The organism is Amorphoplanes friuliensis DSM 7358 (assembly GCF_000494755.1).
GTDB lineage: Bacteria > Actinomycetota > Actinomycetes > Mycobacteriales > Micromonosporaceae > Actinoplanes > Actinoplanes friuliensis.
Window position 1 is genome coordinate 6,290,646 of record NC_022657.1, and the last position, 25,432, is coordinate 6,316,077.

At 69.6% G+C, this 25,432-nt stretch carries 27 protein-coding genes; 11 read left to right on the top strand and 16 right to left on the bottom strand.

Annotation, left to right across the window (positions count from 1 at the left end):
- Window positions 1-8: 8 nt before the first annotated feature.
- From AFR_RS29100 to AFR_RS29115, 4 genes are all read left to right on the top strand, one after another.
- On the top strand, window positions 9-368 hold the full coding sequence (locus AFR_RS29100) for a cupin domain-containing protein (RefSeq protein WP_023560394.1): 360 nt from the start codon (window positions 9-11) through the stop codon (window positions 366-368).
- Between the two features lie 22 nt (window positions 369-390).
- A complete protein-coding gene (locus AFR_RS29105; protein ID WP_023560395.1) occupies window positions 391-1,125 on the top strand; it encodes an alpha/beta fold hydrolase in 735 nt (244 codons plus the stop codon).
- A complete protein-coding gene (locus tag AFR_RS29110; protein ID WP_023560396.1) occupies window positions 1,122-2,090 on the top strand; it encodes an alpha/beta fold hydrolase in 969 nt (322 codons plus the stop codon). Before AFR_RS29105 ends, AFR_RS29110 begins: the two co-directional genes overlap by 4 nt.
- 198 nt (window positions 2,091-2,288) lie before the next feature.
- Window positions 2,289-3,101 (top strand): SLAC1 family transporter, encoded by an 813-nt coding sequence (locus AFR_RS29115; RefSeq protein ID WP_023560397.1) that lies wholly within the window; start codon window positions 2,289-2,291, stop codon window positions 3,099-3,101.
- Window positions 3,102-3,110: 9 nt separating this feature from the next.
- Here the strand turns inward: AFR_RS29115 and AFR_RS29120 are convergent, their stop codons facing one another.
- Complete coding sequence (locus AFR_RS29120) at window positions 3,111-4,034, bottom strand: SDR family NAD(P)-dependent oxidoreductase (protein WP_023560398.1); 924 nt, start codon at window positions 4,032-4,034, stop codon at window positions 3,111-3,113.
- A 186-nt stretch (window positions 4,035-4,220) separates the two neighbouring features.
- Here AFR_RS29120 and AFR_RS29125 point away from each other — a divergent pair, with 186 nt between their 5' ends.
- Window positions 4,221-5,024: a class I SAM-dependent methyltransferase gene (locus AFR_RS29125; protein ID WP_023560399.1), complete on the top strand. Its 804-nt coding sequence runs from the start codon at window positions 4,221-4,223 to the stop codon at window positions 5,022-5,024.
- Window positions 5,025-5,030: 6 nt separating this feature from the next.
- Here the strand turns inward: AFR_RS29125 and AFR_RS29130 are convergent, their stop codons facing one another.
- A complete protein-coding gene (locus AFR_RS29130; protein WP_023560400.1) occupies window positions 5,031-5,900 on the bottom strand; it encodes an alpha/beta fold hydrolase in 870 nt (289 codons plus the stop codon).
- Between the two features lie 90 nt (window positions 5,901-5,990).
- On the opposite strand from AFR_RS29130, the gene AFR_RS29135 reads away from it, so the two are divergent.
- Window positions 5,991-6,464: a MarR family winged helix-turn-helix transcriptional regulator gene (locus tag AFR_RS29135; protein WP_023560401.1), complete on the top strand. Its 474-nt coding sequence runs from the start codon at window positions 5,991-5,993 to the stop codon at window positions 6,462-6,464.
- A 4-nt stretch (window positions 6,465-6,468) separates the two neighbouring features.
- Here the strand turns inward: AFR_RS29135 and AFR_RS29140 are convergent, their stop codons facing one another.
- Together AFR_RS29140 and AFR_RS29145 are read right to left on the bottom strand one after the other, a co-directional pair.
- Complete coding sequence (locus AFR_RS29140) at window positions 6,469-7,377, bottom strand: YihY/virulence factor BrkB family protein (protein ID WP_023560402.1); 909 nt, start codon at window positions 7,375-7,377, stop codon at window positions 6,469-6,471.
- 66 nt (window positions 7,378-7,443) lie between these two features.
- The gene (locus tag AFR_RS29145) at window positions 7,444-7,920 is read right to left on the bottom strand and encodes a glycosyltransferase (RefSeq protein ID WP_084298179.1); all 477 of its coding nucleotides are present in this window, start codon (window positions 7,918-7,920) and stop codon (window positions 7,444-7,446) included.
- 12 nt (window positions 7,921-7,932) lie between these two features.
- Here AFR_RS29145 and AFR_RS29150 point away from each other — a divergent pair, with 12 nt between their 5' ends.
- A complete protein-coding gene (locus AFR_RS29150) occupies window positions 7,933-8,838 on the top strand; it encodes a tetratricopeptide repeat protein (RefSeq protein ID WP_148308087.1) in 906 nt (301 codons plus the stop codon).
- On the opposite strand, the gene AFR_RS29155 is transcribed toward AFR_RS29150, so the two are convergent.
- The 4 genes from AFR_RS29155 to AFR_RS29170 form a co-directional block, all read right to left on the bottom strand.
- A complete protein-coding gene (locus tag AFR_RS29155) occupies window positions 8,807-9,325 on the bottom strand; it encodes a GAF domain-containing protein (RefSeq protein ID WP_023560405.1) in 519 nt (172 codons plus the stop codon). The two genes, AFR_RS29150 and AFR_RS29155, sit on opposite strands and share 32 nt — an antisense overlap.
- A 2-nt stretch (window positions 9,326-9,327) precedes the next feature.
- Complete coding sequence (locus AFR_RS29160; RefSeq protein ID WP_023560406.1) at window positions 9,328-9,615, bottom strand: hypothetical protein; 288 nt, start codon at window positions 9,613-9,615, stop codon at window positions 9,328-9,330.
- Between the two features lie 30 nt (window positions 9,616-9,645).
- A complete protein-coding gene (locus AFR_RS29165) occupies window positions 9,646-11,280 on the bottom strand; it encodes a methyl-accepting chemotaxis protein (protein ID WP_023560407.1) in 1,635 nt (544 codons plus the stop codon).
- 168 nt (window positions 11,281-11,448) lie between these two features.
- Window positions 11,449-12,069 (bottom strand): DedA family protein, encoded by a 621-nt coding sequence (locus AFR_RS29170; protein WP_238547149.1) that lies wholly within the window; start codon window positions 12,067-12,069, stop codon window positions 11,449-11,451.
- A gap of 167 nt (window positions 12,070-12,236) precedes the next feature.
- Between AFR_RS29170 and AFR_RS29175 the strand changes: the two genes are divergently transcribed.
- A complete protein-coding gene (locus AFR_RS29175) occupies window positions 12,237-12,950 on the top strand; it encodes a hypothetical protein (RefSeq protein WP_148308088.1) in 714 nt (237 codons plus the stop codon).
- Window positions 12,951-13,099: 149 nt separating this feature from the next.
- Here AFR_RS29175 and AFR_RS44075 read toward each other — a convergent pair whose 3' ends face one another.
- Both AFR_RS44075 and AFR_RS29185 read right to left on the bottom strand, forming a co-directional pair.
- The gene (locus AFR_RS44075) at window positions 13,100-14,455 is read right to left on the bottom strand and encodes a BNR repeat-containing protein (RefSeq protein ID WP_158510581.1); all 1,356 of its coding nucleotides are present in this window, start codon (window positions 14,453-14,455) and stop codon (window positions 13,100-13,102) included.
- Window positions 14,456-14,496: 41 nt separating this feature from the next.
- Window positions 14,497-16,167 carry a serine/threonine protein kinase gene (locus AFR_RS29185; protein WP_041841227.1) on the bottom strand — a complete coding sequence of 557 codons (1,671 nt, stop codon included), beginning with the start codon at window positions 16,165-16,167 and terminating at the stop codon, window positions 14,497-14,499.
- Between the two features lie 41 nt (window positions 16,168-16,208).
- On the opposite strand from AFR_RS29185, the gene AFR_RS47510 reads away from it, so the two are divergent.
- A complete protein-coding gene (locus tag AFR_RS47510; protein WP_084298181.1) occupies window positions 16,209-17,801 on the top strand; it encodes a serine/threonine-protein kinase in 1,593 nt (530 codons plus the stop codon).
- Window positions 17,802-18,030: 229 nt separating this feature from the next.
- Window positions 18,031-19,470, top strand: coding sequence for a DUF1996 domain-containing protein (locus AFR_RS29195; protein ID WP_238547150.1), 1,440 nt, complete (start codon window positions 18,031-18,033; stop codon window positions 19,468-19,470).
- A gap of 52 nt (window positions 19,471-19,522) precedes the next feature.
- On the opposite strand, the gene pdxY is transcribed toward AFR_RS29195, so the two are convergent.
- Window positions 19,523-20,374: a pyridoxal kinase PdxY gene (pdxY, locus tag AFR_RS29200; RefSeq protein ID WP_023560414.1), complete on the bottom strand. Its 852-nt coding sequence runs from the start codon at window positions 20,372-20,374 to the stop codon at window positions 19,523-19,525.
- A 61-nt stretch (window positions 20,375-20,435) separates the two neighbouring features.
- Here pdxY and AFR_RS29205 point away from each other — a divergent pair, with 61 nt between their 5' ends.
- A complete protein-coding gene (locus AFR_RS29205; protein ID WP_023560415.1) occupies window positions 20,436-21,191 on the top strand; it encodes a FadR/GntR family transcriptional regulator in 756 nt (251 codons plus the stop codon).
- Here AFR_RS29205 and AFR_RS29210 read toward each other — a convergent pair.
- The 5 genes from AFR_RS29210 to AFR_RS29230 are packed head-to-tail and all read right to left on the bottom strand — an operon-like array spanning window position 21,133 to window position 25,429.
- Window positions 21,133-22,143 carry an aldo/keto reductase gene (locus AFR_RS29210; protein ID WP_023560416.1) on the bottom strand — a complete coding sequence of 337 codons (1,011 nt, stop codon included), beginning with the start codon at window positions 22,141-22,143 and terminating at the stop codon, window positions 21,133-21,135. The genes AFR_RS29205 and AFR_RS29210 overlap by 59 nt on opposite strands.
- Before the next feature lie 8 nt (window positions 22,144-22,151).
- On the bottom strand, window positions 22,152-22,967 hold the full coding sequence (locus AFR_RS29215; RefSeq protein WP_023560417.1) for an amidohydrolase family protein: 816 nt from the start codon (window positions 22,965-22,967) through the stop codon (window positions 22,152-22,154).
- Entirely contained in the window at window positions 22,964-23,305 is a 342-nt protein-coding gene (locus tag AFR_RS29220) for an L-rhamnose mutarotase (protein ID WP_041842878.1), read from the bottom strand. The genes AFR_RS29215 and AFR_RS29220 overlap by 4 nt, the downstream gene beginning before the upstream one ends.
- Window positions 23,302-24,489, bottom strand: a complete 1,188-nt coding sequence (locus AFR_RS29225) for a mandelate racemase/muconate lactonizing enzyme family protein (RefSeq protein ID WP_023560419.1) — start codon at window positions 24,487-24,489, stop codon at window positions 23,302-23,304. Before AFR_RS29225 ends, AFR_RS29220 begins: the two co-directional genes overlap by 4 nt.
- A 28-nt stretch (window positions 24,490-24,517) precedes the next feature.
- A complete protein-coding gene (locus AFR_RS29230; protein WP_023560420.1) occupies window positions 24,518-25,429 on the bottom strand; it encodes a carbohydrate ABC transporter permease in 912 nt (303 codons plus the stop codon).
- Between the last annotated feature and the right edge of the window lie 3 nt (window positions 25,430-25,432).

The following is a 25,432-nucleotide window of genomic DNA, read 5'->3' on the forward strand; positions in this document are numbered from 1 at the left end:
GTTCCGTCATGTCGTCCGACGCTGTCGAGCAGGCCGACGAACTCGCCGCCAAGCTCAAGCGCACCGAGACCCTGCGCCGGGGCTCCTCCATCCCCGGCCGCGACATCGTCCAGGTCCGCACCGAGATCCCCGCCGGTGTCGAGTCCGGCTGGCACATCCACCCGGGCGAGGAGGTCGGCTACATCGTCGCCGGAACGGTCCGCATGGAGATCCGCGACCAGCCCACGCTCACCCTGCACCCGGGTGACGGCTTCCTGATCCCGCCGCGGACCCCGCACAACGCCACCGACCTCGGCCCCGACACCGGGCTGATGCTCTCGACGTACCTCGTCGAGACCGGACAGCCCCTGGCCACCTTCGTGCACTGATCCGCTGTCAGAAAGGACCGACATGAAACCCACGGTGATCCTCGTTCATGGCGCTTACGCAGAGTCGTCCAGCTGGACCGGTGTCCTGGAACCCTTGGTGACCGCCGGGCACAGGGTGATCGCCTTCGCCACCCCGCTGCGTGGGGTGGCAACCGATGCGGCGCTGCTCAGTGAACTCGTCGCCACCATCGAGGGACCGGTGCTGCTGGCCGGCCACTCCTACGGCGGCGCGGTCATCACCAACATCACGGCCGATCCGGGGCACGTGATCGGCGCCGTCTACATCGCCGGCTTCGCGCTCGAGCCGGGAGAGAGCTGCGCCGACGCCTCCGCGCTGGCACCCGGGTCGACCCTGGCCGAGACTCTCGTACCCGTGCCGTCGGCCGCCGGCGGCGCGGACACCTACATCGCCGCTGAGAAGTACCACCACCAGTTCGCCGCGGATCTGTCCGTCGAGCAGGCCCGGCTCATGGCGATCACCCAGCGCCCGGTCACCGACCGGGCCCTGGCCGAACCGTCGGGTGACCAGCCGCTGTGGCAGTCGGTGCCCAGCTGGTTCCTGTTCGGCGAGCTCGACCACAACATCCCGGCCGGCGCCCACCGGATCATGGCCGCCCGGGCGAAAGCCCGCAACACGGTCGAGATCGCGGGTGCCTCGCACGTGGTCGGCATCTCCCATCCGGCCGAGACCGCACAAATCATCCTCGAAGCCGCCGGAAGCAGCGGAACCGAAAGCGAAGGGCAGCGCACCCCATGAACGAGCAGAACGAGAACCACCCGGCCGGCCGGCGCGGCGCCTCCCGTCGCACCGTGCTGGGCGCCGGCACGGGAGCAGCGCTGACCGCGGCGGCCGTCGTCGGGACCGGGTCGTCACCGGCGAACGCCGCTCCGCACGCCGGCGGTGGCCGCAGCGGCACCCGCATCCCGGTGGCCCCGGGCGTCGAGGTCAACGTCTCCGACCTCGACGGCGGGCGCCGCGGCACGGTCGTGTTCGTTCCCGGCTGGCCCCTGGCCTCGACGACCTTCGAGTACAACTACCTGTTCCTCGCCGACCACGGGTACCGGGCCATCGGGCTGGACCTGCGGGGTTTCGGGCTGTCCGACGCCCCGTACGGCCCGTACACCTACGACGTGTGGGCGCGCGACATCCTCAAAGTTCTCGAGGCGTTGTCGCTGCGTGACGTCACGCTGGTCGGGCACTCGATGGGCGGCGCCATCGCGCTTCGTCACGCCGCCCGTTTCGGCAGCCGGGTGGGCAAGCTGGTGCTGGCCGAAGCGTCGGCTCCCCGCTACGTGTACGGACCGCAGTCCGCCGACCTCGCCGCCGGGATCAACGGCCTGATCTCGGGTTACGCCACCGACCGGGCGGCGACGATCCGTGGCCTGACGGCGAACTTCTTCTCCACCCACACCGACATCACCACAGACCCGTTCCTGCAGTTCTTCGAACGCCAGTGCCTCGATCAGGCCTCGCTGCAGGCCAGCCGGGCCGGTCTGATCGCCCTGCGCGACGACGACCTGACCGCAGACATGGCCCGGGTGAAGGTGCCGACCCGGGTCTTCCACGCCATCAACGACAAGATCGTTCCCCTGGACCACGGTCAGGCACTCGCCGCGGGGATCCGCGACGCACGCCTGATCACCTTCGCCACCGCCGGGCACGCCGTCTACGTGGACGAACGCGACAAGTTCAACGCCGAACTGCTCACGTTCATCCGCTGACGACCGGCGCCATCGAAGGGAAAACATCGTGACTTCGGCCGGCCGGCCCGCGTACCGGGTGACCCCGAACGTGCTGGCGACATCCTTCGGCGTCTGTGGACTCGCCCAGGCCTGGTCGGTCGCGCACACCGTTTCCGGGATCCCCGATGGCCGGCGGACGCACTCTGGATCGCCGCGGCCTGCGTCTGGCTGGCCACCGTGATCTGGTACGCCAGAGATGTCGTACGAGGCGGCCGGCTCAGAACCGAACTGAAGGACCCGGTCTTCGCGCCGTTCACCGCACTGGTCGTGATCGTGCCGATGTTGCTCGGGGTGGCCCTCGGGGGCCATGCCCGGGCGGCCGGTGAAGCCGTCTTCCTGGTGGCCCTGGTGCTGACCGTGGCACTCGGCGGCTGGCTCTCCGGCGAATGGATCATCGCCGACCTGCAGCTCGCCCAGTGGCACCCCGGATACTTCCTGCCGACTGTCGCCGGCGGCCTGATCGCCGCCGGCGGCAGCGCGGCGTTCGGACACGGCACCCTGGCCATGCTGATGTTCGGCTACGGCGTCATCTGCTGGCTCGTCCTGGGCTCGATCATCCTGCTCCGGCTCTTCACCGCGCCCACGTTGCCGATGGCACTGCGCCCGACGATCGCGATCGAGGTGGCACCGCCGGCCGTCGCGGGCAACGCCTGGTTCCTCATCAACGGCGGGCACCTCGACGCCATCAGCGCCGGGCTGGCCGGATACGCCGTCCTGATGGTTCTGGTGCAACTGCGGATGATCCCGGTCTACCGCCAGGTTCCGTTCGGACCGGGCTGGTGGGCCTACTCCTTCTCGTACGCGGCGGTGGTCACCCTGGCCGTCGGCTGGCTGGGCGCGGAGCCTGTCCCGGGCCGTACCGCCTGGATCGCCGTCCTGCTGGGGGTGCTCACCGTCGCCGTCGTCGCACTGAGCATCCCCACCGTCCGGCGCCTCGCACAAGGCTCGTATCTGCCATCGACGGCCAGGGAGCCGGCACAGCGTTCCTGAGCTGTCTCCTCACGAGCCGGTGCGGCCGACGGCTGCGGCGGACAACACCCAGAGCCGCTCGGCGTTCTCCGGGTCCAGCGAATACGGCGCCACGCTCCGGACCAGCTCCTCGACCTCGGCGGGCCGCTGATCGGTGGGTACGCCTTCCTGGTTGTCGTTGAAGTAGCGCCCGCCGATCCCGGCCAGCAGCGGCGAGACGGCCAGCAGCACCGACGTCGAGGCACCCTGCTCGGTGGTCTTCTGCAGCTCCACCGGGGTGGCGAGCTTGCCGCCCACATGGCGCTGCAACGGCGTCACGATGGCACCGGGGTTGGCCGCGTTCACGGTGATGCCGTCGTTGCGCCAGCGCTCGGTGGCCGCCACAGCGAACAGGTTCACCGCCGTCTTCGACTGCGCGTACGCGAGCGTGGCGTCGTACGGACGGAACTTGAAGTTGATGTCGTCGAAGACGACCGGTGAGAACAGGTGAGCGGACGAGCTGAGGCTGACCACCCGGGCCCCGCCGGCCGCGGCCAGCGCGGAGTGCAGCCGCGTGGTGAGGCAGAAGTGGCCGAGGTGATTGGTCGCGAACTGGAACTCCCACCCCTGCGGGTCCGGTGTCAGCGACGGCAGGGCCATCACACCCGCGTTGTTCACCAGCAGGTGCAACGGGCCTTCCCAGCCCTCGGCGAACGCGGCGATCGACGCGTAGTCGGTCAGCTCCAACGGCCGCACCTCGACACCAGGGCCGATGTCGTCGGCCACCTTGCGGCCACGCTCGACGTCGCGCACCGCAAGCGTGACCGACGCCCCGCGGCGAGCCAGCGTGCGGGCCGTCTCGACGCCGATGCCGGAAGCCCCGCCGGTGACCACAGCCCGCTTGCCGGTCAGATCGATGCCCTCCGAAACCTCATCGGCTGTCGACTTGGCCCCATAAGGCGTGGTGACGCGCATGTCTACTCCTGACGGCTGGTGCTGCGGCTGACCTTTCGAAGCTCGCAAAGCCGGCGGGCGGCCACTACCGGGCCAGCCGTATTCGTTTTCCGGCCAACCAGATCAACCGGCACGCACAGGTTGGTGCTCCCGGGGACGAGACTGACCCCCATGGACCCGAGAGAACGAGCAGCAAGAAGCGCGCGCGTGGCGGCGGTGTTCGACCAGGTTGCCGGCGTCTACGACAACGTGGGCGTGCCGTGGTTCACCCCCATCGCGGAGGAGTTGGTCCGGCTCGCAGCACCCACGAACGGGGAGCGGGCCCTCGATGCCGGATGTGGACGGGGTGCGGCCACCGCCGCCCTGGCCCGGGCGGTGGGCCCGGGCGGTCACGTGACGGGCGTCGACCTGTCGCCGCGCATGGCGGAGATGTGCGCGGCCGACATCGCCGCCCTCGGCCTGACAAACGTCGACGTTCAGGTCCTCGACGCCTCGTCACCATCGCTACCGGCCGCCGCGTACGACCTCGTGGTGGCGTCCTTGGTGGTGTTCTTCCTGCCCGATCCGCTCGCCGCCCTCACCGCCTGGAAGCGCCTGCTCGTGCCCGGCGGCCGGCTGGCGATCTCGACCTTCGGCGGCCGCGATCAGGTGTGGGAGACGGTCGACGCGACGTTCCAGCCCTACCTGCCGGCGGGGATGCTCGACGCCCGGACCACAGGCGCCGCGGGACCCTTCGCCAGCGACGCCGGTGTCGAGGAACTGGTCGCGGCGGCTGGATACACCGGCGTACGGACGTCCCACGTCGACATCGAGGTGACCTTCGCCGACGTCGACGAGTGGTACACGTTCAGCCGCTCACACGGCCAGCGGGCGATGTGGGACGCCATCGCGGCCACCGACCACAACACCGTCAAGGCCACCGCCGCCGATCACCTCGAGCAGGCCCGCGGCGCCGACGGCCGCATCCACCTGCACCAACAGGTGCGCTCAACCCTCGCCACGGCTGGATGACCTCCATCAGGCGCCCTGGTCGACACGGTCGACGAACTCGCCGACCGTGGCTGCGAATGCGGCCGGTGCTTCCTGGGCGACGAGGTGGCCGACGTCCGGGATCGTGACTGCGGTGACGTTGGCGGCGACCTGGCGCAGTGTTCGTTCGGTGAAGGGGGCGTTGATCCCGTTGACCGCGAGCACGGGGACGGTCAGAGGCCGCGACTCGGCCAGTGCCCGGATGCGGCCGGCGCTGGTCAGCGAGGAGCGGTAGAGGCCCTCGGTCCCCCGCCATCCGCCTGGGCGGGCGTACGTGCGGGTGAATTCTTCGAGGTCAGCCTCGGTGACGGCACCCGGCACCGCGCTCATCACCGAGACGGCCCAGTCGAGCATCACGCGCTCGCGCCCGGCCAGGAACAGCTCCGGGATCCCTGTAGCAGCGAGGAAACCCACGTGCCAGGAGCCTCCGTTGACCACGTCGGCCAGCATCTCCAACCCGTACCCGGGGAGGGTTGTCTCGACGCCGGTGAAGCTGAGGGTGTCGGCGGGGTGTGAGGCCGCGAACTCGAAGACCGGCCCGCCGCTGATGTCCTGGCAGGTCACGTGCACCGGCCCGACGCCGAGGTGGGCGACCAGCTGGTGCAGGTCCTCGGCCATCGTGGCCATGTCGTAATCGCCGGTGTCGGTGCCGGAGTCACCGAAGCCTCGCAGGTCGACGGCGAACACCCGGTGGGTGGCGGCGAGCAGCGGAACAACGGCGCGGAAGGCCCACCACGACTCCGGCCAGCCGTGCACCAGCAGGATCGGAGAGCCGGCGGTACCCGCTGAGACGTAGTGCAGATCGGTGCCGTTGATCTTGGCGTTGTGGTGAGTGATGCCCTCGAACGTGCTGGTCATGCGGTGACTCCCGAGATAGACAACCAGGTTGACTCAATCATTGGTCAACCAGGTTGTCCGTGTCAACAGCGGAGTCCCTAAACTTCTGCCATGACTTCTCGACCCGGCGCCGACCTGGCCCTGCTGCTCCTGGGCAGCTACCGCAACCTGGTGGACGAGGTGGTCAGGGAGCTGACGGCACGGGGCTATCCCGACACACGCCCGTCCCACGAGTACGCGATGCGGGCCATCAAGGCAGGCGCCGACAACGCCACGGAGCTGGGTCGCCGGCTTGCCATCACCAAGCAGGCCGCGGCCAAGACGATCACCGCACTGGTCGCGCGCGGCTACGTCACCACCGCGACCAGCTCCACCGACGCCCGCCGCAAGCACATCCAGCTCACCGAGCACGGGCTCGCGCTGATGCGTGAGGGAGAGGCGATCTTCAACGAGGTGCGAGCACGCTGGGAGGAGCGGCTCGGTGCCGGGGAACTCGCCCGGCTGGAGACACAACTCGCCCAGTTCGTCGGCGACTCGCCCATCGACCTGAACGCCCCCGGATGGGCGGCGCAGGAGCTCGGCTGATCGATCAGGCCTCGTCCGCAGGGGTGTCGAGGCGGTCGCCCTCGGCGAGATCGAGCGGCCGTCCGGCGGCGCTGGTCGCTGTCAGCGCGGCGGCGAAGAGGACCAGCTGGTTGACCGCGCTCAGGAACACGAGCAGTCCGACCGAGCCGCCGACCAGGTGGTAGGCCGGATTGGCCTCGGTCGCCCGTACGTAGAGGCGCCCGAGGGTCTTGAGCAGTTCCAGCCCCACGGAAACCAGCAGCGCCGGGACCAGGACCCGGCGGAGCGGCATCCGGATGCGCGGCAGCCCGGTCAGCATGCCGGCGGCCAGCACCATGTTGACCGCAAGGCCCACCACCAGCCCGAGTACGGCCAGCGGCCACCGCGACGGCGGAGCGTCGGCGCCGGCCGCGTCGACCGCCCGGTTGGCGACGGTCGTCGTCACGTAGGCCACCGACACCGAAGCCGCCAGCAGCACGCCGAGCCCCGCCAGCACACCCATGTCGACGAGCACGCGGAGGAGCAGCTTGCCGGGATATTCGGTCAGCCCCCACATCTTGCGGATCGACGAACGCAGCACGTCGACCCAGAACCACCCCGAGATCGGCAGGCCGAGGAACGCGATGACACCCGCGGTGTTCCGGGCGGCGCGCAACTGCTGCAGGTCGACGTGGGGCAGGTTCTCCGCGGCGTACCTCTCCACCGACTGCAGTACCGCCGGGTCGTCCAGGGCGAACGCAAAAACGGCGAAGCCCAGCAGGCCCAGCGAGAAGGTGGCGAAGAACGAGTAGTACGTGACGGCGGCCGCGAGCCGGCCGCCGTCGGCCGCGTCGTAGCGCAGTGCGGCCCGGGCCAGGTGGTCCAGCCAGCCGAACCGGTCGCGCCACCGCTGCCAGGCCGCCGCGATCGCTCCTGCGCCACCTGCACCCGTCACGCCAGCGCCATTACCCGTACGCCACAGCTTTACCCGTCGCCGGAATCCGCGCCGGGCGCCCTGCGGTCAGGCGAGGGTCAGGCGTTCGATCGCGGCGATCGGGTCGTGCCCCGCGTAGACCTTCACCAGCCGGGCGACGTTCTCCCGGATCTCCGTGTCGGCGAGCACCGAGTTGGTGGCGTCCGCGACGGCCTGTGCGGCGGGTGTCGCCGTGCCCAGGTTGACGCCGAGGCGGTGGTAGGCGACGCGGGCCGCGTTGGCCGGCTTGTCCTCGGTGACACCGGCGATGATCACCGGTACGCCGCTGGACAGGGCGCGGTGGGTGCCGCCGGCGCCGCCGTTGGTGATCAGGACGTCGGCCTTCGGCAGCAGCGCGTCGAACGGGATGTAGCTCGCCACCCGGGCATTGGCCGGGATCTCGATCGCCAGCGAGCCGGGATCGGCGCCGCCCAGCGCGGCCACGACCGTCACCACTATCTGCACACGTCCTGGCCCGCGGCCCACCAGTTGTTCGAGCCGCGGCACCGGATCGAGCCCGGGCATCCGGTGGACGGGGTGCGTACCGAGGTTGCCGACGCCGCCGTCTGGTTCGACACCGAACACCCCGCGCTGCTGGCCGCGATCGACCTGGCCGCGCAGCAGGGCTTCGACACCCACGTCTGGCAGCTCTCCTGGCTCGTCCGCGACTATCTCAACCGGCACGGCCTGTGGCACCACCTGCAGACCTCGCAGCTCGCCGCCCTGGCCGCGGCGCAGCGCAGCGGCACCCCGCCCGTGGTCGCCCGCGTGCTGTGGGGTGTCGCCCTGGCGGAGGCAAACCTCGGACGGTACGAGGCCGCGCACGCTCACCTGCTCCGCTCACTGGCTATCTTCACCGCGGCCGGCGACCAGCTGTCGATCGCCTTCACCCGCCGCCGCATCGTCTACGTGCTGACCCAGCAGGACGACTTCGGCGCGGCCCTGGAGCTGGCCGAAGCCGAGCTGGCGCAGTCCCTGCCCGGCACCGGACCGGAGCAGCGGGCGCACGCGCTCAACACGGTGAGCTGGCTCTGCAGCCAACTCGGCCGGTTCGACGAAGCGGTGGCTCACGCCCGCGAGGCCGTCGCCCTCGTCCCGCTGCTGCGCCCCTTCACCGCGGCCGACCTGTGGGACACCCTGGGCTCCGCGCAGGCGGGTCAAGGCTTTGTCGACGCTGCCGAGGACAGCTACCGGCGGGCCGCGCAGATCTACCACCAACAGGGCGCGACCTTCCTGGAGGCGCAAGTCTGGCGGGCGCTCGGGGATGCACGCCAGGACGCGGGCCGCGACGCCGAAGCCGGACACGCGTACCGGCTGGCATTTGATCTGGTGGCCGCGACCCGCGACCCGCGTGCCGTTCGGCTCGGCACGGACCTGCAGCGGCTGTTGCACCGGCAGCCGGCCCAGGACGTCAGTGACGGTATGCGGCCAGGATCTCCATGATGTCGTCGGCGCCCTGCTGGAGGACGGCGAGGTCGTCGTCGGTGAAGTCCCGTGGCTCGGGGGCCAGGACGCAGTGCGAGCCCAGGTTGTGGCCACTGTCGTCGCGCAGGGGAACACCGGCGTAGCTGCGCAGCCCGGTCATGGTGAGCAACGGGTTGTCCGCGTGCAGCGGGTCGGTGGTGTTGTCGCCGACGCAGTACGGGCGGCCGCCCAGAACGGTGTTGGTGCACAGCGACCATTCCGCCGGCGTACCTTGCGCCTGGGCGACCCACCCGCTGACGCCGTGGCCGCCGAGGATGAACTGCGAGCTGTCCAGGATCACGGAGACCAGTGACACCGGGGCCTGCAGTTGTTCGGCACTGCGGGTGGCAACGGCGTCCAGACGGGTCTTCAGCTCGGGGTGGAACAGGTCGTAGGCGGCGATCTGCCGCATCCGCTCCGGTGTGCCGAGGCGGGTGAAAAGGTCGGTCAGGCCCTGGGTGACCACAGTCATCTCCTTGTGAGGTCGTGTGCGGCGCTGAGGTGCGTGTGCGAGGTCAGCCGGATGTTCAGCGCCTGGGCGCAGAGCTTGCTGACCGGATCGAGCCGCGCCATCGCTTCCAGCAGCCGGGGCAGATCGGCGTCGCCGAGATTGGTGGCAGGGATCCCGGCCGAAGTGAGCAGCCGGGACCAGGCGGCGGGCCCTCCGGGGCCGTGGACACGGTGCATCGCCTCGCGGGCGTCTTGCATGGTGGGCCGGGACAGTCCGTAAGGACGGGTGACGTCGGCGGCTGGCATGAGGCTCTCCTGACGGCGCGGCGGCATGTCTCAGTGACGGAATCCGTTGACAACGGTGGTCAGATCGGACGCCAGGCGGGTCAGGTCGGTGGCGGCCTGCTGGGTGGCCTTGGCGCCGTCGGCAGTGGCGCCGGCGACCTCGGCGACCCCGGAGACGGTCCGGGCTACCTCTCCACTGCCGTTGGCGGCTTCGGCCACCGAACGGCTCATCTCGCTGGTCGTGGCGGTCTGTTCCTCCACCGCCGAAGCGATGGTCGTGGTGTAGTCGCCGATCTGCCCGATGACGGAGGTGATCTCTCCGATGGCCTCGGCCGCCGACCCGCTGGAGACCTGGATGTTGGTGATCCTGCTCGTGATCTCCTCGGTGGCCTTCGCGGTCTGCTGAGCGAGCTCCTTGACCTCACCGGCGACAACGGCGAAGCCCTTGCCGAGCTCACCGGCGCGGGCGGCCTCGATGGTGGCGTTGAGAGCGAGCAGGTTGGTCTGCTCGGCGATGCTGGTGATGAGCTTGACGACGTCGCCGATCTCCGAGCTGGCCACACCGAGCTCGGCGACCTGCCCGTTGGTGCGTTCGGCGACGACCAGACCCTGACGGGCGATCTCGGCAGCGCGGGAGGCGTTGGTGGCGATCTCGCTGATCGAGGCACTCATCTGCTCCGCGCCTGCTGCGATCGTCTGCACACCGGCGTTGACCTGCTCGGTGGCGGCGCTGGCACTGGTGGCCTGCGTCGCCGCATCGTTGGCGCCGGACTGAAGCTGGGTGCTGACCGCCGACAGCTCCTCCGAGGCTGCCGACAGTGTCGCCGCCGACCCGCCGATCGTCGTCACGGTCTCCCGGAACTTCGCCACCGCGGTGTCCAGCGCGGCAGCCATCTGCCCGGGCTCGTCGCGTGAGGTCAGCCCGGCGGACCGGGTCAGATCACCGGCGGCGAGACTGTCGCACACACTCTTCACCTTCTGGAGTGCCCGGACGATCTGCCTGGCCACCCAGACTCCCAGGCCCAGGGCCGTCAGCAGACCCACGACCAGCAGGGTGATGAAGACCAGACGACTCGTCCGGTAATCCGAGCGAGCCGACCCGGCGGTGGACGCCGCGCTGCTGCGTTCGGCGGCGGCCAGCTCTTTCAGGTGCTGATTGATCTCGGTGAGCAGCGGCGCGATGGCGGTGTCCCGGGTCCGCTCCCATCCGGTGAGATCGCCGCTCTCACTGGCGGCCAATTGCTGGTTCTGCGCAATGTCCGCGTACTTCTGCCACACCGACTCCAGGTCGGCAATGGTGGTGGGATCGCCCGCCGGATCAGTGCCGCGATAGGCGGCAATTTCCGCGGTGACCGCTTGCAGGTCCGCTGTGAAAGCCGCCCGGTACTTGGCCTTCGAGCCTTCGTCCCGCGAAATTGCGTGGTTGGCCAGATCAAGGCGGGTCTGCACCATCGCCGCCTGAAGCCGGCCGAGAACATCGACACTGGCAAGATTGCTCTGATAGATCAGCTGCGCCGCCGCACTCGCGCGACTGAGCGCCATCAGGCCGACGATGCCGACCGCCAGCGCGACCACGGCCGCCATCGTGACCGCCACCAGGATCTTGACGTTGACGCTGAGGTCGACGAACGAACGTCGTCTCCTGAGCGTGGCGACCTGTCCGTCAGCAATGCGTGTCTCACTCATAGAATTGTCCGATCTTTGCCACAAGAAACAGTCTGTCCGGATCAACCGGCACAGCCGTGTCCCACGGGCAGCCCCCGCCTCCCGCACTGCAACTATCGGCAACCTCCCGGCAACACTGAGCCCGAAATCAACCGCAGGATCCGGCTCCGCCGTGGACGCACTGAGCAGTCAGTGCTGTCCGGCCTGGGAGCGGCGGCGCGCCCGCAGCACCTCCACGGCGACCGGGACCACCGAAACGAGAACAATGCCGATCAGAATGAGTTCGATGTTCGAGCGCACAAAGGCCACCTGACCCAGGAAATACCCGAGGATGGTGACACCGCAAGCCCACAGCGAGCCGCCGAGCACGTTGTAGCTCAGGAAGGTCCGGTACCGCATGCGACTGGCACCGGCCACGATCGGGGTGAAGGTCCGCACGATCGGCACGAACCGGGCCAGGACGATCGACCGGGCGCCGTAGCGGTCGAAGAAGTTCCGGGCGCGGGTCAGATTTTCCTGCTTGAACAGCCTGGAGTCGGGCCGGCGGAACAGGGCCGGGCCGAAGCGGCGGCCGAACAGATAGCCGGTCTGGTCGCCGAGCACCGCCGCCACCGACACCAGCAAGCAGATCAGCCAGAGCGGCTGGTGGAGATAGGTGCCGTCGGCGACCAGCAGCCCTGTCGTGAACAGCAGTGAGTCGCCGGGCAGGAAAAACCCGATCAGCAGCCCGGACTCGGCGAAGACGATCGCGAGGATACCGATCAGCCCGAACGTGGAGATCAGGTGCTGCGGGTCGAGGAATGACGGCATGAAGGGCATGCCTCTCAGATCGTGGTACCCGACCTGTGCCCGCCTCAGCCGCGGCGAAACCGACGCCGGACCGCCTCGGATCGTCCGTGAATCCCGAAAGAGGTACATGCAGGCAGATAGGCGACACATGATGGAGCACGACGCCGGAACCCGATGATGCTGTGGCCATGCAGCCAGCGCAAGCGAGTCCGGTCGTGCCGATGCCCCACCCGTCGTATCGCCAGCTGCGGAAGAATTCCCAGGACTATTGCCGCGTCGCCGATGTGTACGCCACATGCCTGAAGGCGGGACACGACCGCCTTGCTTTGATAGCAAATCCCGGTATCCGCAAACCGAAGAGCCATGAAGACTTCCTGGCCGAGTACGGGACCGCCGAGGTGGAGAACAACGATTCGCCGACTAATTCGGCTTTACTGACCACCTGGAAGAAGCCGTACGAATACGCAGACCACGGATACAAGAACACACCCGTTCCCGACGAGGGCGTTCTGCTGTCCTGGCAGAACGGCCGGGTGATGAAAGACGGCAGGCCCGTCGACCCGTTCACCAATGCCGACATCTATTTTCATCAGTATTTGCTGGTTCATCGCAGGGTCCGCGGCGATGGTCCGCTGCCGAGACTGAAGAGGTTGCAGCGCCAGCAGGCCCGCGGCTCGGACACCGAAGACGTCATGTTTTGGCTCCGCTGGGATCGCGACCACGCGGACACCCCGGTCGGGACGTTCGGTCCCGCCAGTGACACGTATGCCGCCTTCCTCGGATCCACCAACGGGTCGGCCGCCGCGTTCCTGGTCATCCAGTACGGCGATCAGCTCGGCGTCTCGAAAATCACCTCGATCGAGCTGACCAAAGCCCAGGACCTCGTCTTCCTCTTCGGATAGCAGTCTGGATGGAAGGCAGCCGGGAGGTTCCGAGGCTTGTCGGTCCGGGGCGCCATGGTCTTCCGGCCGGGAACGGCGTCGGCCCGACGCGGGAGGGCATCTCCGGCACTGCTTGCCGGAGTGCTGCGCCCGCCCGTGGCGAACCCCAATCAGTTTCCGGCGCTGGTGAAGTTGAGGACGTCGATGCGGCTGCCGCCGTTGTGGGGTGCGAAGACGCTGGCGATGTTGTTGGACTTGAGCAGGCGGTGGTCGAGGAGCGGATCCGAGGTGAAGGTCGGGGTGGAGCGGTACCGCACGGCCCAGTCCGACCAGAGCGAGGCCCGGGACGCGGTCGCGATCTGCAGTACGCCGGTGTTCGAGGCGGCGCTGACCACGAACAGGTTGTCGCGGGAGTCGACGCCGATGTCGCCGCGGCTGACGCCGGCCTGGTAGCCGAGGATCCGCTGGCGCCACTGGCCGGTCGCGGCCTCACGCCAGTAGTGGACGAGCACCGCGCTGGTGCGGGCATGGGTGAAGACCGCGTCACTGGGTGCTGACGGCGGCAGGTGCGAGGCCAGGACGTGGACGTTGCCCGCCGAGTCGACGGTCTGCGATTCCTGATTGATCAGGCCCCGGTTCTGTCCGATGGTCCAGAACCGTGCCGCGGCGACGGTCGTGGAGATCGGGCTGGCGTCGGCGGTGCCGATCAGCGTGCCGGCACCGCTGCGCCACGTCCGACCCCGGTCGCTGCTGTAGGCGTACAAGAGATCGTGGTTGGTGCTGGCGTCGAAGGTCTCCCGGACGGTCCAGGTCATGTGCAGCAGGCCCTGGTTGTCGTACTGGAAGCCGAACAGGTAGGCGTTGTTGCCCAGGGTGGTGCCGTCCATGATCTTGCCGACGAAACTCCAGGCACCGCCCCGGTATTCGAACAGGACCTGGTTGCCGTTCCCGCTCTCGCCCGTACGGATGGTCAGTTGCAGGTTGCCGTCGGGCATGGTGACGAACTGCGGGTAGGTCATGACGGCCATGTCGCGGCCGGCCAGGCTGTTCTGCACGGCGCCGAAGATCGACGGTGACCAGGTGGCGGTGTCCGGTGCGGTCGCGATGCCGGCCACCGACTTGCGGTAGCGGAAACGCTGGGCGTGCATGTCGAACGAGAGGTGGATGCTGCCGTCCACGTGCGAGAGCCCGATGCTGATGACGTTGTGCGAGTCGGTGGTCGTGGTGCGGTAGTCCGTCAGGCGGATGTTCTGCCACGTGCCGTTCGTCGGGCGGCGGGAGACGTTGATGTAGCCCTCGTCGTCCCAGAACGCCGCGTATTGCCAGCGGCGATGCGAGACGATGCCGTCCTGCTGGAACGATTCGCCGTTCATCAGTCCGGTGTAGCTCTCCGCGGTGCGTCCTGCGGTGGTCAGCGTGGTCGTGGCCGGCGCATTGACCGTCGGGGACGCAGCCGAGGCCGGCGAGCCTCCGGCGACGACCAGCAGGAGCCCCACCAGTGCCGCCGCTGTTCTGTAACGTTTCATAACCGCCATCGCGAACCCCTTCGAAGTGTGAACACGGCCGGTCACCGGATCGCCCGGATCTCGATGTCCTTGTAGGAGACGTGGAAAGGACCCTGCTCGGTGGCGGGAGCGCTGGCCACGCCGAGGGTGAAGACGCCGGCAAAATCCGGTCCCATGCGGTGTTCGCCGATGAGGATGCCGTCGTGGCCCACGCGGACCGTGCCGTCCTGCACCACCATCTGCAGGCGCAGGTCCTGGCCCGCGTCGGTCCCGCTGTCGGCCCACTGGCGGACGACACGAGGTTCGCCCTCGCCCTGATCCTCGACGTTCAGCCGCCAGGCGTCCTCGCAGACCTCGAGGGAGTACCGCCACTGCGCCGACTCGGCGAACCAGACGACCAGGCAGCTGCCGGCCTTCTCGATCCGGCCGTTGACCTGGACGGCGTAGCTCCCTCCCACGTCCGGGCTCGGCCCCGCGCACTGCCAGAGGCCGTCCTGGAAGTTCCGGACCTGAAGCCTGCCGCCGGCGTAGCGGCAGTAGGTCCGGTTGTTCTCGACCTCGTAGGCTTCCCAGTTGTCGGCGGCGGTCAGCGGGTCGGTGAGCTTCACGCTGCCGCCGGGCACCACGAGAGCCGGAAGTTCCTCCTTCTGGACGACCGTCTGCTTGTCCTGGGCGGCCGGGCCGAGCCAGCCGCTCGTGCGGACCACAAACCCGAGACCGCCGGCGAGCGCGAGCGCCAGGACAGCGACCGTGGCGACCAGGGCCCTGGATCTACGTTTCGGGCGGTCCACCGGGTCCGGGGCGACCACGGCGTGGGTCGGCATCCGCCGGTCCTCGGTACGCATCTCGGGCTGCCGCTCGAGCACGTCGTCCGGCACCGCCGGACGGTCCGGTCCGGGGCCCAGCAGCGCGTCGACCAGCTCCCGGGCTGTCGGCCGCCGCTGCGGTGACGGGTCGAGCGACCGCAGCACGAGCACTCGCAGCAGTCCGCTCAACCCGTCGAGGGTGGGCTCGCCGTGCAGGATCCGGCCGAAGACCCCCAGCGGGGAGTCGGCGTCGAAGGGCGCACGGCCCTGACCCGCGTACGCGACCACACAACCCCAGGCGAAGATGTCCGCCGCCGAGGTCACCGGTGCGCCGGGGGCGCCGAAGCGCTCCGGCGCCATGTAGTTGACGGTCCCGACCATGTGACCGGTACGCGTGTGCTGCGACGTCGGGTCCAGTGCCTGGGCGATGCCGAAGTCGATCACCTTGGGCGCCCCGGCCGCGAGCAGCACGTTGCCCGGCTTGAGGTCGCGGTGGATGACGCCCGCATCGTGGATCGCGACCAGCGCGGTGGCGACGCCGATCGCCAGCCCGTGCAGGTTGGCCGGGCTCAGCGGCCCGTACCGCGCGACCTCCTCGGCCAGCGACGGCCCGTCCACGAACTCGACCGCGAGCCAGGGCCACGGGGCGTCCGGGTCGGCGTCGAGCACCTCGGCCGTACAGAAGGGTGGCACCTGGCGGGCCCGGTTGACCTCGCTGCGGAACCGCGCCCGGAACTGCTGGTCGCCGGCGAGCTCGGCGTGCACCACCTTGACCGCCACCCGGCGGCCGTCGCGGTCCCGCGCCTCGTACACCACTCCCATGCCGCCCGAGCCGAGCCGCCGGACGAGCTCGTACGGCCCGATGCGCGAGGGGTCGTGCGGTAACAGCCGGGTGCCGGGCACGTTCAACTCGCCTCCGCGATCCATGGTGGACGACCGCGACACCCTATCGGCATTACAGTGCCCGCGTGGCTTCTTCTCTGCGTCCTGGCGATCCCCGCTTTGTCGGCCGCTACGAGCTGGTCGGCCGCCTCGGCGAGGGCGGGATGGGCGCGGTCTTCCTCGGCCGCGAGCCGGCCGGCCGGCTCGTCGCCGTCAAGATCATCAAAGCCGAGTACGCCCGCGACGAGGGCTTCCGGGCGCGGTTCCGCAGCGAGGTCAACCGGGCCCGGGAGGTTCCTGCCTTCTGTACGGCCGAGGTGCTCGACGCCGATCCCGACCACCGGACCCCGTACCTGGTGATCGAGTACGTCGACGGGCCCAGCCTGGCCGAACTCGTCCGCGAGCAGGGGCCGTTGCGCGGCGGCAGCCTGCACAGCATCGCGGTGGGGGTGGCGACGGCGCTGACGGCCATCCACAGCACGGGTGTCGTGCACCGCGACCTGAAGCCGGGCAACGTGCTGCTCGCGGCGGGCTCCCCCAAGGTGATCGACTTCGGCATCGCCAAGGCCCTCGAAGCCACCACCCACCACACCCGTACGCAGGACACGGTCGGCACCGTGTCCTACATGGCGCCGGAGCGGCTGGCGGCGGACGCGAACCGCACCTTGACTCCGGCGGCCGACATCTTCGCCTGGGGTGCCGTCATCGCGTTCGCGGCGACCGGCCGCACGCCGTTCGCGGCGGACAGCCCCGCGGCGACCGCGGGCCGCATCCTGACCCAGCCGCCGCAGCTGGACGGCGTACCCGCGGAGCTGGCCGGGATCATCGGTCGTGCCCTGGCCAAGGACCCCGAGCAGCGGCCGACGGCGCAGGAGCTGCTCTTCGAGCTGGTCTCCGGTACGGGCACCACCGCAGCGGTCGCGGCCAAGGTGCGCCCGCGCCGCCGTCGACGGCCCGCCGTGGCCGCCGCCGCGGCCGCCGTTGTGCTCCTGACCGTCGCGGGGGTCTGGGCCGGCGCTCGACTCGGCGCCGAGGGACAGGACCAGCCGGCCGCAGCGGTCGCTCCCCGTGCGTCGTCGTCTGCCGCCGCCCCGGACCCGGCGCTGGCCCGGCAGTCCAAGAAGGAACTTTTCGACCCCCTCACCTCGTCGAGCCTGTGGGCGCCCTCGGGGCCGGCCGAAGAGGGCTGCGACTTCGACGGTGGCCTGGTCGTGCGTACCGAATTCATGATCGATTGTGCGAACGGGCCCGACCAGATCTTCGCCGGTGACCTGAAGATCCGGGTCGAGGCGCAGCTGAGCCTGCGGTCGTGCGCGATCGTCTACTTCCGCCTCAGCGAGGACGGCAGCAACGGCTACTTCGCGGAGTTCTGCGCCCGCGAGGTGGCGGTGGCCTTTCTGAACGGTTTCCTCGAGGACACGGACAACCGCAGCGTGGTCGACGGCACCATGAAACCGCTCGATATCGAGGAAGACGGCTCGCACCTGCTCGGAGTGGACGTGGTCAAGAGCACCGCCAAGCTTTCGGTGGACGGTAAGACGGTGCTGACCAGCGACCTGTCCCGCGGCAAGCCCGCCGGCGCCCGCCACACCAAGGGCAAGGTCACCTTCGGCGCCTCCGGGGGCGGCGGCCCCGCGATCAAGGTCACCTTCCGCGACGCCCGCATCACGGTGAAGTGACAGCAATCTGCTGACGGACCGGCCCACCGGGGTCGGCGATCCACACCCGAGGCCGTGAACTGCACAGACGCGCGCCGGCCCCATGGGGAAGCGCTTCCCCGGCCGACACCAGGCATTGACAGTCGTTAACAGACAGTTCACAGTGAGCCGCATAGGAAGCGCTTCCCCCGATGGCGCTCAACTTCTGCAACAGCTCCGACACATCCCCGATCCCCCAAGGAGCAGCCTCGTGAGATCCCCCCAGCACCCACCAGCGCAACCCGCGCCCGCCGGACGGGGCCGCACCGTACGCCGTGCCGCTCTCGGTGTGGCGATCACCGGCGCCCTCGTGACCGGTGGCCTCGCCGCCGCCTCGGGGTCCGCCTCGGCGGCCACCACCGTCACCGTCCAGGCCGAGTCGTACGCCGCCCAGTCCGGAGCCCAGCTGGAAACGACCGCCGACACCGGCGGCGGGCAGAACGTCGGCTACCTGGCCAACGGCGACTGGCTGCGGTACGACAACGTGGACCTCGGCGCGTCCGGGGCGATCACGCTCGGCGCGCGGGTGGCGTCCGACAGCGGCACCACCGGCAGCATCCAGGTCCGTACCGGATCGGCGACCGGAACCGTGCTGGCCAGCATCCCGGTGACCTCGACCGGCGGCTGGCAGACCTGGAGGACCTCGACCGCGGTGGCCAACACGCACCCGACCGGCGCGCAGACCGTCTTCCTCACCCTGGCCAGCTCGCAGGCGGGCAACTTCGCCAACCTGAACTGGTTCTCGGTCACCTCGGGCGGCGGCACCACCCCCACCACCCCGGCTCCCACCGGAACATCCGGGCCCGGCTGGCCCACCGTGAACGCGGCACAGCAGGCAGCCGACACGGCGGCGTTCTTCGCCCTCACACCCCGGCCGATCACCGGCCCCGTGGTGCGGGTGCCGGAGTTCAACGCCGGCTGCACGGTCAGCCACCACCTCAACGACGACCCGATCATCTTCCCCGGGATGGCCGGCGCGTCGCACGCACACACGTTCTTCGGCAACACCAGCACCAACGCGAACTCGACCAACCAGTCCCTGCTCGGGCACACCGTGACCACCTGCGCCCCGGCCGAGGACCTCTCCGCGTACTGGATCCCCTCGCTGCTGCAGAACGGCACGGTCATCGACCCGGCCGGCGTCACCGTCTACTACGGCTCACGCCTGCAGGACCCGAGCAAGACCCAGCCGTTCCCGCCCGGCTTCCGGATGATCGCCGGTGACGCCAAACTCCAGGTCCCCAGCAGCGGCAACCAGTTCTGGTGCGCCGGCCCCGGCGGCCAGACCGGCCGCAGCACCGACGGCAACTGGCCGATCTGCGCCCAGACCGCCAACCTGACCTACCAGCTCGTCTTCCCCGACTGCTGGGACGGCGTGCACCTCGACAGCCCCAACCACAAGGACCACGTCGGACCCACCGGCCCGGACGGCACCTGCGCCAGCGGCCGATTCCCGGTGACGATCCCGTCGCTGTCCTTCGTCATCGACTACCCCGTCCACGGCACCCCGGCCGGCTTCACCCTGGCCTCCGGAATGGCGTCGTCGATGCACGGCGACTTCATGAACGCCTGGCAGCCCGCCGCCCAGGCCGCCCGGGTCCGCAACTGCATCGACCAGTCCGTGAAGTGCAACTCCGCCGGCAACAACTGACCCAGAACCACACGCGTGGCCCCCGGCATCCGCCGGGGGCCACGACGCTTTTTCAGCGCACCTGCCGGGCGCTGAACTGCAGGCGCGGCGTGGCGTAGAACTCCTGGGCCTGCACCAGCTGCAGTTCCCGTTCGCCGGACCGGTAGGTGGTGTCGATCAGGTCGAAGATGCTCGAGGCGGTCCGCTCCAGCGACACCGCCGCGTTCCTGCTCGCCACGTAGTGGGCGGTGAACAGGGCGGCCGTGACGTCACCGGACCCGTTCGCCTTGAACGGCAGGTGCGGGGTGGTCACGAGCCAGGCGCCGGTGGGGTCGACGACGAGCATCTCGATCGTGCCTTCCTCCCGGTCCGGTCGCTCCACGCTGGTGACCAGCACGGTCGAGGGACCAGCGGCACGGGCGAGGTCGGCCGAGGCGAGGGTCGACTCGATGCTCGCCGGCTCGGTGCCGGTCAGATAGCCCAGCTCGAACTGGTTCGGCGTGATGATGTCGGCCACCGGCACGACCCGGTCCCGGAGCAGGTCGGGAATCTCGGGGGCGACAAAACAGCCGGACTTGGCGTTACCCATGACCGGGTCGCACGCGTAGAGCGCTGAAGGGTTCGCCGCTTTCACCCGGCGTACGGCGTCGACGATGACGTCGCCGATGCCGACCCCACCCTGGTACCCGGACAGCACCGCGTCGATCTGCGGGAACACACCACGCTCCTCCACACCGAGGATGATCTCGGCCACGTCCGGCGGCGGGATGAGTGGGCCTCGCCAGGCGCCGTACCCGGTGTGATTGGAGAAGTTGACCGTGGGTACCGGGATGACCTCGACACCGATGCGCTGGAGCGGGAAGACGGCCGCGGAATTACCCACGTGGCCGTAGGCGACCGCCGACTGGATGGACAGGATCTTCATGCCCCCAGCCTAAGGACCGGAGTGACACCGGGCGCCGAAAGATACGACGTATATTGCCCTCATGACAGCCGGGTCCGACAAGTTCGCCTTTCCGCCGCGCCGCCGTTCCGAGCGGCTCGGGGTGGCGGTGACGCACGAACTTGTCGAGCTCATCGTGACCGGGGAGATTCCCGAGGGCACCATGCTGCCTCCGGAGGGTCCGCTCAGCGATCACTTCGGGGTCAGCCGCACCGTGCTGCGCGAGTCGGTCAAGCGGCTCGAGGAGAAGGGCCTGCTGGTGGTCGCGCAGGGGCGCGGCACCCAGGTCGCCCGCTCCGGGATGTGGAACATGCTGGATCCGATCGTCCTGTCGGCGATGATCGACAACGATGAGTCGCTGGGCATCCTCGACGAGCTGACCGTGGTGCGGGGCAACCTCGAGTCGGCCATGGCCGGCGCGGTTGCCGCTCAGCACACCAAGGACGAACTGGCCCGCATCGAGCATGTGTTCGAGGCGATGCGCGAGATGGAACACGAGAGCGACGCCTTCCGCCAGGAGGACGTGGTTTTCCACTACACCGTCATGGAGATCTCGCGGAACCGCCTGGCCGAGAACATCGCGAAGCGCCTGTACCGGCGCGCGCTGGAGAGCAACAGGTATCAGGGCATCCGGTACGAGGGTGCTTTCGAGTCCACGCTGGAGGAGCACGGCCGAGTGGTCGAGGCGATCGCCCGTGGCGACGTCGAGGGCGCCGAGCGGGCCATGCGTGACCACATCGTCAGCTCGTGGAATCGGCGCCGTCTGGCTGCTCCGGTGCAGAAGAACCCGCCGGAATAAGCCCGGCCGAGACGAGGTCGCGCCACAGACCGGCCGGGATGTCGACGCCGGTCCGGCGCACGTTCTCGTCGACCTCGGAGGGCGAGCGCATACCGACGGCCACCGCGGCGACGGCCGGATGCAGCAGCGGGAAGGCCAGCGCCGCGGCGGGCAGTTCAACACCGTGGTCCGCGCAGATCGAGGCGATGCGCCCGGCGCGTTCTCGCACGGCGGTGTCGGCGGGTCGGTAGTCGTAGGTGGCGCCGGGCGCGGGCGTGGTGGACGCGAGCAGGCCGGTGCCGAAGATTCCCACGGCGACGACGGCGACGCCCGCGGCGTGGGCCGGCGCGAGCACGGTCTCGAGGGCCTCCTGATCGAGCAGCGAGTACCTGTTGGCCAGCATGATCACGTCGACCAGGCCCTCGCTGATCAGTGGGGCCAGGCCGTCGGTCGAGTTCGTGCCGATGCCGATCGCCGACACGACACCCGCGGCCCGCAGCCGGGCCAGCGACGCGAGCGCCTCCCGGGCCGCACCGTCCCAGGCCTGGTCGGGGTCGTGCGCGAAGAGGATGTCGACCGCGTCGAGCCCGAGCCGGTCGAGGCTCTCGGACAGCGAACGCTCGACACCCTCGGGCGAGAAATCCCAGCGTCGCGCAAGGTCACCGGGGACCACAAAGCCGTCGTCGTCCCAGGTACGCGGCGGGTGGCGGGGAACGATCAGCCGGCCGACCTTGGTCGACACGACGAACTCGGAGCGCGGCCGGTCCCGTAGCGCGGCGCCGAGACGACGCTCGGACAACCCGAGGCCGTAGTGCGGAGCGGTGTCGAAGTAGCGGATGCCGCGCTCCCACGCGCGGGCGACAGTACGGCCGGCTTCCTCGTCGCTCATCGCCGTGGCGAAGTTGCCCAGCGGTGCGCCGCCGAGCCCGAGGACACCGTACGGCGAACGGCCCCGGTCCAGCAGTTTTGCCACCGCGGGGTTCATCGGGCGAGCCCGTAGCAGTCCGAGGCGGTTCCGGACAGGATCGCGGTGCGCTCCCCCGCGTTCAGGTCGGCGATCAGCTCGTCGACGGCCGTCCGCCACGCCGCTGAGCCGGAGGTCAGTCGCACCAGGGGCCAGTCCGACCCGTACATGAGCCGGTTCGGTCCGAAAGCCTCGATCGCCACGCCGGTCACGCGACGCAGGCGGACCGGATCGGCCACCAGGGCGGCCAGCCCGGAGATCTTCGCGGAGACGTTCGGGCGCTGGGCCAGGGCACGAAGCCCGCTCTCCCAGCCGGCGTCGTCGGTGCTGTCGGCGACACCACCGAGATGGTCGAGCACAAATCGCGTAGCGGGATGGGCGTCCGCGACGGTTGCGGCCAGTGACAGCTGCCACGGGCGCAGGACCAGGTCGAAGCAGAGTCCCCGGGCGCCGAGGACGTCCAGGGCCGCGTCGATGCCGGGCCGGCCGAGCCAGCCGGGATCGGGATCGACGTGCACCAGGTGCCGGATACCGACCAGGCGCTGCGAGCCGTCGGCGCCGAGGGAGTCGAGCTGCGCGCCGGCGTCCGCGGTGAGGTCGATCCAGCCGACCACGCCGGCCGCGCCCGGACCGGCACCGGCCAGCAGTCGCCGGGTCTCAGCGAGGCTGTTGGTGGCCTGGACCACCACAGCCGCGCCGGCGCCGGTTTCCGCGAGCATCTGCTCGAGGTCAACGGCGGCGAAGTCACGATCGATCGCGGCCATCGACACAGGATCGATCCACGGCTGCGGATCGGTGGAACGGTTCCACAGATGGACGTGAGCGTCGATCATGACAAGTGCCAGATCTCGTCGATGGGCTGCCACAGGGCGCCGGGTATCCGCTCCTCGGCGATCCGTGTCTGGCAGGGATCGGTGTGGGTCCACCACTCCCGGCTGACCGGGTCCTCGGCCACCCGCGCCAGGTCGGCGTCGTGGTCGTCGCCCACGTACTCGTAGTAGGCGAACAGGGTGTCGCCCACGATGAAGATCGAGTAGTTCGTGACGTTGGCTTCCCTCAGCGTCTGCTCGACCTGCGGCCAGACAGCGCGGTGCAGCTCCAGGTAGCGCTCGCGGTGCTCCGGCCGGACGCCGACGACGAGGGCGTGCCGTTCCGGTGCGCGCCCGCTCATGCCCGTGCCCATCGCGCCGGGGTCTCTCCGGAGGCGTCGACCGGTCCGAGGTCCGGGACCAGGCTGAGCCCGGCCCGCGGCGGGCGCACGTGCGGCCCGGCCAGCCGGGCGACGGGGTTGGCGGCGCGGACCGCCTCGATGTGTTTCTCGTCGACGCGGACACCCAGGCCCGGCTCGTCGCCCAGGACGATGCCGCCGTCCTGGATCTCCTGGTCGATCGTCAGCCCGATCGGCGCCGTGAGGTGCTGGACCTCGAACGACAGGTGGTTGGGGATCGCGGCGGCGGCGTGCGCGACCGGGTTGGCGTGATAGGCGACCGGGCTCACCGGCAGATCGTAGCTGTGCGCGACGGCAGCGACACGGAGGAAGTTCGTGATACCCCAGACGTTGCCGACCTGGACGATGTCGACGGCGTCGGCGTCCAGCAGCGGCCTGAACTGCTCGAGCCCGGTGAGGTTCTCGCCGGTCGCCACGGCGGCACGGATGTGCTGGCGCACCGAGGCGAGACCGGCGGCGTCCCAGCGGCGCACCGGTTCCTCGATCCAGGCCAGGTCGACGGTGCGTTCGAGCTCCTCGATGAACCGTACGGCCTGGGTACGGTTCCAGGACTCGTTGGCGTCCAGCATCAGCGCCGGGTGGCTCGTGTTGCGCTGCAGGACGTCCCTGACCGCTACGAGCCGGCGCAGGTCGTGGGTGACATCGTGTCCGCCCTTGAGCTTCGCGGCGCCGAAACCCCGGTCGGCGAAGCCCTCGTACAGGGCGACCAGGGCGTCGTCGTCGAGCGAGATGTCTAGCCCGGAGGCGTACCCGGGGACGAAGCGGTCCAGCGCGCCGAGCGTGCGCCAGAGCGGCTCACCCGCCACTTTGGCCTTGAGGTCCCAGAGCGCCATGTCGATCGCGCCGATCGCCCCGAAGGTGGCCCCGGCGTGGCCGGTCTTGAACACCCAGGCCAGCATGCGGTCGTACAGGGCGGTCACGGCCCGGGGGTCCTCGCCCTCGACGGCGCCGAAGACCCGGTCGATGTCGCCGTGGGCGCCGAGCCCGATTCCCTCCAGCCCCTCATCGGTCTCGAGGATGAGCACGTGGACGTCGGTCAGCGGCTCGGGCATCACGCCGTTGGCATCCCCGGTCAGCCGGCCCCAGTCGTGCTTCGTCAACAGGCTGCGATAACCGGTGACCTTCATGATGGCTCCTTGATGGCAGAAATGTGGCTCACTCCTTCGTTCCGCCCGCGGTCATGCCCGCGACCAGGAAACGCTGGGACACGACGAAGACGAGGAGCACCGGTAGCACGGAGACGACGGTCGCCAGGGCCAGTGTCGGCAGCTGGACGGACTGGGCACCGGCGGAGCTGGGGTTGAACGCGGGTGTCGAGGCGAGCAGGGACGTCAGTCCCACCTGGACGGGATATCCGTCGCTGGAGGGCAGCATGACGAACGGCAGGAAGAAGTTGTTCCAGTTCTGGACGAAGCTGAAGAACGCCACCAGCGCCACGATCGGAGCGGCCAGCGGCAGGGCGATCTTGGTGAAGACCTGGAACTCCCGGCAGCCGTCGATGCGGGCCGCGGCGAGCAGGTCCCGCGGGATGCTGGTGGAGAAGTAGATGTAGGTCAGGTAGACCCCGAAGGGGAAGAACGACATCGGCAGGATCACCGACAGCGGGCTCCCGATCAGGCCGACCACGTTGAGTTCCAGGAAGATCGGCAGAACCAGGGCGGTGTTCGGGATCAGCATCACGACCAGCGTCAGCACCAGCAGCACCCGCCGGAACCGGAACTCGGTCAGAGCCAGGGCATACCCGGCCGGGATGCTGGCGACCAGCGTGATGATCAGGGCGCCGATGGCGTAGAGCGCCGAATTGGTCATCCAGGTGGTGACAGCCCCGTCCTGGAAACCGAAGAGCTGACTCCAGTTGGTCGACAGACCGCCGGCGCTGCCGGGAGCGAACGGATTACTGGTGATCAGGCCCCGCGCCGTCTTCGTGGTGGCCAGCAGCAGCCAGACGATCGGGATGGCGAAGAACAGCACGAAGACCGTCACCACGACCGCGACGATCGTGCGACCGCTCCAGCCGCTGAGACCGGGCCGGCGCGCCGCGGACGGCGCGGACTGTGTAGTGGTCATGAG

Bases quoted from the DNA above. Each gene is read 5' to 3' on its own strand.
- AFR_RS29110 (WP_023560396.1), top strand. From the start codon at position 1,122: ATGAACGAGCAGAACGAGAACCACCCGGCCGGCCGGCGCGGCGCCTCC.
- pdxY (WP_023560414.1), bottom strand. From the start codon at position 20,374: ATGAAGATCCTGTCCATCCAGTCGGCGGTCGCCTACGGCCACGTGGGT.
- AFR_RS29225 (WP_023560419.1), bottom strand. From the start codon at position 24,489: ATGAAGGTCACCGGTTATCGCAGCCTGTTGACGAAGCACGACTGGGGC.
- AFR_RS29230 (WP_023560420.1), bottom strand. From the start codon at position 25,429: ATGACCACTACACAGTCCGCGCCGTCCGCGGCGCGCCGGCCCGGTCTC.
- AFR_RS29120 (WP_023560398.1), bottom strand. From the start codon at position 4,034: ATGCGCGTCACCACGCCTTATGGGGCCAAGTCGACAGCCGATGAGGTT.
- AFR_RS29205 (WP_023560415.1), top strand. From the start codon at position 20,436: ATGACAGCCGGGTCCGACAAGTTCGCCTTTCCGCCGCGCCGCCGTTCC.
- AFR_RS29135 (WP_023560401.1), top strand. From the start codon at position 5,991: ATGACTTCTCGACCCGGCGCCGACCTGGCCCTGCTGCTCCTGGGCAGC.
- AFR_RS29165 (WP_023560407.1), bottom strand. From the start codon at position 11,280: ATGAGTGAGACACGCATTGCTGACGGACAGGTCGCCACGCTCAGGAGA.
- AFR_RS29175 (WP_148308088.1), top strand. From the start codon at position 12,237: ATGCAGCCAGCGCAAGCGAGTCCGGTCGTGCCGATGCCCCACCCGTCG.
- AFR_RS29170 (WP_238547149.1), bottom strand. From the start codon at position 12,069: ATGCCGTCATTCCTCGACCCGCAGCACCTGATCTCCACGTTCGGGCTG.
- AFR_RS29145 (WP_084298179.1), bottom strand. From the start codon at position 7,920: ATGCCCGGGCTCGATCCGGTGCCGCGGCTCGAACAACTGGTGGGCCGC.
- AFR_RS29100 (WP_023560394.1), top strand. From the start codon at position 9: ATGTCGTCCGACGCTGTCGAGCAGGCCGACGAACTCGCCGCCAAGCTC.
- AFR_RS29185 (WP_041841227.1), bottom strand. From the start codon at position 16,167: ATGGATCGCGGAGGCGAGTTGAACGTGCCCGGCACCCGGCTGTTACCG.
- AFR_RS29160 (WP_023560406.1), bottom strand. From the start codon at position 9,615: ATGCCAGCCGCCGACGTCACCCGTCCTTACGGACTGTCCCGGCCCACC.
- AFR_RS29215 (WP_023560417.1), bottom strand. From the start codon at position 22,967: ATGATCGACGCTCACGTCCATCTGTGGAACCGTTCCACCGATCCGCAG.
- AFR_RS29220 (WP_041842878.1), bottom strand. From the start codon at position 23,305: ATGAGCGGGCGCGCACCGGAACGGCACGCCCTCGTCGTCGGCGTCCGG.
- AFR_RS29130 (WP_023560400.1), bottom strand. From the start codon at position 5,900: ATGACCAGCACGTTCGAGGGCATCACTCACCACAACGCCAAGATCAAC.
- AFR_RS29105 (WP_023560395.1), top strand. From the start codon at position 391: ATGAAACCCACGGTGATCCTCGTTCATGGCGCTTACGCAGAGTCGTCC.
- AFR_RS44075 (WP_158510581.1), bottom strand. From the start codon at position 14,455: ATGAAACGTTACAGAACAGCGGCGGCACTGGTGGGGCTCCTGCTGGTC.